General features: G+C 41.4%; 6 protein-coding genes. All 6 read right to left on the reverse strand.

Annotated elements, in window-relative coordinates:
* Positions 1 to 930 (reverse strand): RHS repeat domain-containing protein (locus tag CU635_RS15835; RefSeq protein ID WP_142383178.1); only part of this gene is annotated, 930 nt, incomplete at its 3' end.
* Positions 927 to 1145, reverse strand: a complete 219-nt coding sequence (locus CU635_RS15840; protein ID WP_101578358.1) for a hypothetical protein — start codon at positions 1143 to 1145, stop codon at positions 927 to 929. The genes CU635_RS15840 and CU635_RS15835, both read right to left, overlap by 4 nt.
* A gap of 1050 nt (positions 1146 to 2195) precedes the next feature.
* Positions 2196 to 2579: a hypothetical protein gene (locus CU635_RS15845; protein WP_101578359.1), complete on the reverse strand. Its 384-nt coding sequence runs from the start codon at positions 2577 to 2579 to the stop codon at positions 2196 to 2198.
* Between the two features lie 14 nt (positions 2580 to 2593).
* Positions 2594 to 3487 (reverse strand): hypothetical protein, encoded by an 894-nt coding sequence (locus CU635_RS15850; protein ID WP_142382842.1) that lies wholly within the window; start codon positions 3485 to 3487, stop codon positions 2594 to 2596.
* 120 nt (positions 3488 to 3607) lie between these two features.
* Positions 3608 to 4090 carry an ankyrin repeat domain-containing protein gene (locus CU635_RS15855; RefSeq protein ID WP_101578362.1) on the reverse strand — a complete coding sequence of 161 codons (483 nt, stop codon included), beginning with the start codon at positions 4088 to 4090 and terminating at the stop codon, positions 3608 to 3610.
* Between the two features lie 16 nt (positions 4091 to 4106).
* Complete coding sequence (locus tag CU635_RS15860) at positions 4107 to 5117, reverse strand: HNH/ENDO VII family nuclease (RefSeq protein WP_245917493.1); 1011 nt, start codon at positions 5115 to 5117, stop codon at positions 4107 to 4109.
* Between the last annotated feature and the right edge of the window lie 12 nt (positions 5118 to 5129).

Below are 5129 nucleotides of genomic sequence, written 5' to 3' on the forward strand. Positions count from 1 at the left end.
CGGATTGTTATGGACATAGCTGTACCGGTTCAAAGTCAACGGCTGGTTCGACCATCCTGCAAATGTGTCCATCGTGGTGAAGCGGCCTTCATTCGGGCTGTACCATCTTGAGCCGAAATCGATCATGCCTGCTTTCGCATCATACGATTTTCCGGTGAACCCGACGGCGTTGTATGGGGCCGCCATATGGCTGAACAGGTTGCCGAACGCATCATAGCTGTACGACGCCCGTTTTTCTCCGCTGCGGTCGGTCACATCCAGGATGTTGCCGAGGGCGTCTTCATGGTAATACAACAGTCCGCCTTTGGACTGGACATTGCCTTCATACCCTTCCTGCTTCCGGCCGTGATACCCGAACATCTTCCGGGCAATGGTGTGGTCTGATCCCTGGTAATACTGGGCGAGCGGCTGTCCGTGTTCCCCGTATTCTTTCAACACATTGAGTCCGTCATACAGGTATTGGGTCGTTTCTTCGTAAAACGGTTTGCCCTTCCACTTTTTCAGGCTGTTTTTCTCTCCATCGTACCACTTGCCCCAATCGTCCCATTCATCCCAATCTTTCCAATCATCCCAGTCTTCCCGGTTGCTCCAGCCCCAGCCGTTTCCTTTCCTGGACAGGTGGTAATAGCCCTGGGTCCTGGAGGATTTTCTTCTGAGCGCGTCATACTCATACTCCACTTGCGAGCCGTCCGGGTAGTACACGCCTTTCAAGCGGTTGTCGGTCGCGTAGTCGTACTTGATCGTGCCTTCCCTTGTTTCCTTTTCAACGAGGTTGCCGTTGGCATCATAGTAATACTTTTTGTCGCCGGTTTCCACAAGTTCATTCAATTCATTATAACGGTATTTCGTAATTTTGCCGTCTTCATTTTGTTCAATCCGGTTGCCTGCCTCATCATATTGATACTTCGCTTTCCGGATTGGCTTCTTCACATAGTCCGGCTTTTCATTGAATGGATGGTCATCATCCCATTCGTAAAAATCGTCCCAGTCTTTCGGGCCTCTGCCGTCTCCATAGTACTTTTCGGATTTTCTATTTTTAGATCCTTTGTCATCACGATCGTCATCGTTGTTGTCTTCTTTGTCATCATCATCGTCGTCATCATCACGGTTGCCGTTGTGACGGTCATCGTCATGCGAACTGGCATTGGCCAGGTTTATTTCATATGGATCTCCCTCGATTTCTCTCGCGGATGCTTTCGATCCGCCAAAGAAGTTGGCGATTTCATCCCAGAGGCTTTTGAAAAAGTCGGCGATCGCTTCCGCAATGGCGTTCAGCTTTTCTTGAATAAAAGCGACGACTCCATTTTCCTCTTCTTTTGATGATGGTGTTTTCGTCTGCTTTTCCTTAGGTTTCTTCGTTTCTTTTTGCGCTGATTCTTTTATCTCGGCACTGGAAGGCGCTGAAGATGCGGTCTCTGTTGAAACCGGTTCTTCAGCAGTTGCTTCATTTTAATTTACCTCCACTGTTGCTTTAATTTGAAACGACAGTATTCCGTCCATTTTTCTTCACCAAGTGATTTGATTTCATCGTCGTAATATTTCCAAGCTGTATACATCTTTTGCACGCGCGCATATGAAACGACCCCGAAGTATTCAACTTGTCACCCTTCCGTTACGAAAATTACAATTTATGTAACGTTCTTTAAACGAATAGTGAGTATTATACGACCGTCTCTAGTAAAAATACAACCCATAATTTATAAACCGACGCAGAGTATGAACACCTTTTTTACGTTAGCCATAGTTTATCACCACGAGCTTTGTCATTCTCGTTAGTTTTTTAGCCATCCATGCATAACTACCCCTGCCATGTAAAATGTCATCTCGCCTATTTATCGTACTTGTCACCCTATCTCACTTTTACAACCAAACTCCATGATGGTGTTACCTTCATGAGTAATGAATTTCATAAAGGCATAGTTCATGTTGTCCTCTCAATAAATTCTTTTTTTCTTTTATGTTCATTTGCTTTATGTATTAGTTAATTTCTCCCTTTAACATAACGGGCTTTGTCATTCTCGTGTGCAATATAAAGCGAGTAGTATGTGCGGTAGTTTTATTTTAAATTCACTGCAACCAATCTACTGTGTCAGTTAACCATCATGAGCTTTTGATTCAAAATCAGTGTTTTTTAAATCTTCGGTTCAAGAAAAAACCTTGAAAGGCACTTAGCCAATCAAGGTTCGTTCATCATATCACCCAATAAAATCAACGCTTAATCTATCTACCCGAATTTGTACGTTTTGATTATGAAGATATCCATAGTCGAAAAGAAATTCACTATCTACCTCGAATATTATGCCTGCGTCTATATTACCAGTATCAATATTCAAGGTACCTCTTATAAAATGCGAAAAACTATCTCCTATCTGTTCAATACCTTTTTCACCTGAATCAATCTTAGAAATTACGAAGTCATCAAGTATAGCCAATTCCATTTCAACTAGGTACTGTCCTCCTTGAATTATCTCAAAAGGACAGTTATTGATAAAAGCAACTATTCTTTGTCCATTAATTTCAAGTACAGCTTCTTCTTCAATTAAAGGACTTATTTCTATTAATTTTGCAGTATATTGCATGAAAAGCAATCACCTTATTCCATAGGGTTAATTGTCTTATCGCGTTTATTGTTATTTAGCAATTTCCATAAATCCTCACCGCGTTTGACATGATACGTTGTAACATCACCATTGGCATTTGTTCCTACAAACTCAAATTTTGCTTCCCCCTTACGAGAGTTACCCATAAACTTCACGTAACCTGTTCGAGTTTCACCTTTATATTGATATACTACCTTTGTGCCACTGCTCATAACATCCCTAGCCCCTTGCATATATTCATCTGCATTACTATAAGCACCATGGAATTCATTGTTTTTAACGGCATGCTTTTCGTAATGAGACTCTAGTAAATCTCTAGAAGCAAAATTCTTATTAGCAAAGTTACCCGTACCCTTAGGTCTCAAACTAATGCCGATGTTATCTCCAGCCATCGGAGCCTGTTTTGCAACCTTGCCCACTTTGGTCACATTTGAAAGGCCTTTTGTTCCTACAAGGACTGATGCTATTTCAAATGTGGCTCTGCCAGCCACTCTGGATCCGGAACTTTCGTCTATATACTTCCTGGCATCTGAAACAATAGTTTTCGCAACATTATACTTATATTTGATAAGTTCTGGATGCGGTATGCCCGTTCCTAGTTTAAGTATATGAGTACCAGTTTTTACAGGATGCTTAACCAGATACTTTAGCCCGGCCCATGTTGATTTTGCCCCATCAGCTATGCCGCCACCAAACTCCGACCAGTTAACAAAACCAGGACTGTATCCATATCTATATCCATAACCATATCCTGAATAGCTATTGCCATTATAACGAGGGATGCTTCCAGCTAAACCGTTATAATTTGTTCTGGCCATGGCAATCAATTCTGCCAGGGTTGGTGCTGGTGGTGGCGGCGGTGTGCTGCCACCATCTCCTTCGTTCATTTGGGAGGTCTATGATCACATATTTGGTGTTCGGGTCAATCGAGACACAGTAAAATTTTTTTAGCCATAAAAAAGCCTTGAAAGGCTAAACACCAAACAAGGCAACACTATCATGACATGCTATTTTTTTAACAATATATTTATTAATTTCTCATTACCTACTTGCTTTGCAAAATCTAAAGGAGACCTTCCAACATTATTCTTAGTGAAAATATCAGGTTTATATGTCATTAATAATTCAACCATTTCGTAATTTTTACCTTTGCAATTGAATACAGCAGTCCACATAGCATTATTACCATATTTGTCTCTTAAGTTTATATCTATACCTCTTTCCAACAACTCTTTAGCAACATTTAAATCTTGATTGATACAAATAAGATGTAATGCAGTTTGACCGTCAGAATTTATCATATTAACATCAATGTTGTTATTAATAAGAAATAAAGCAATATCAAATTTATTACCTGAAATAGCATAATGTAATAAACCAGAGCCGTTTTCACTTTTTTTATTGACATCATCAATATCAAACTTGTTCGTAAATGTTTCTAAATCCCCAAACTTAGCTAATGTAAAAATGTCTGCATTCTTTGTCGGCATATACTTGAGCTCCTCGTTATTCATATTTATGACTTCTGTTCGTAGAAGGACTTTCTGGTCTGTAATTGTTTGGATTTCTATACCAATCTAAAAATTCTTCTTTGGTGATTTCACCTTTAATATATTTTTCATGCCAATTGCTATATTTATTTTCTGGTGTGTGCCCCATGTCCCATTGACCTGCTCTTGACTTACTTTTATCCCAAAACAATTCTTCCCCTGTATTTGGATCATATACTTTTCCATCGATATCCTTAGCATTTTCCCAGACTATATCTACTTGACCTTTTCCGTAATTTGGTCTTCTATTCGGGTTTGAGTACGGTTTAGGTTTTACCGTATCCTCAAGTCTCAAACTAACTCCAACATTCTCTCTAGCCACCGCAGCCGGTTTTGCAACCCTACCCACTTTGGTCACATTTGAAAGGCCTTTTGTTCCTACAAGGACTGATGCTATTTCAAACGTGGCTCTTCCAGCCACCCTGGATCCGGAACTTTCATCTATATACTTCCTGGCATCTGAAACGATAGTTTTCGCAACATTATACTTATATTTGATAAGTTCTGGATGTGGTATGCCCGTTCCTAGTTTAAGTATATGAGTACCAGTTTTTACAGGATGCTTAACCAGATACTTTAGCCCGGCCCATGTTGATTTTGCCCCATCGGCTATGCCGCCACCAAACTCCGACCAGTTAACAAAACCAGGACTGTATCCATAGCTATATCCATAACCATATCCTGAATAGCTGTTGCCATTATAACGAGGGATGCTTCCAGCTAACCCATTATAATTTGTTCTGGCCATGGCAATCAATTCTGCCAGGGTTGGTACAGGTGGTGGCGGTGGTGGTGCTACTGGGCCTCCGCCTCCAGATCCTCCTGAAGATCCACCGGATCCTCCGCTTCCGCCTTTGCCTCCTCCAGATCCACCGGATCCACCAGCACCTGGTTTTGGTTTAGGTGCTGGTGGAGGTGGTGTGCTTCCGCCATTCCCTCCGCCCGTTGGTGGTTTCGGTTTCGGGATGCAATACGTATC

This window comes from Bacillus canaveralius (assembly GCF_002860125.1).
Taxonomy (GTDB): Bacteria; Bacillota; Bacilli; order Bacillales; family Cytobacillaceae; genus Bacillus_BJ; species Bacillus_BJ canaveralius.

Bases quoted from the DNA above. Each gene is read 5' to 3' on its own strand.
- CU635_RS15840 (WP_101578358.1), bottom strand. From the start codon at position 1,145: ATGCCAGTTCGCATGACGATGACCGTCACAACGGCAACCGTGATGATG.
- CU635_RS15845 (WP_101578359.1), bottom strand. From the start codon at position 2,579: ATGCAATATACTGCAAAATTAATAGAAATAAGTCCTTTAATTGAAGAA.
- CU635_RS15850 (WP_142382842.1), bottom strand. From the start codon at position 3,487: ATGAACGAAGGAGATGGTGGCAGCACACCGCCGCCACCACCAGCACCA.
- CU635_RS15855 (WP_101578362.1), bottom strand. From the start codon at position 4,090: ATGCCGACAAAGAATGCAGACATTTTTACATTAGCTAAGTTTGGGGAT.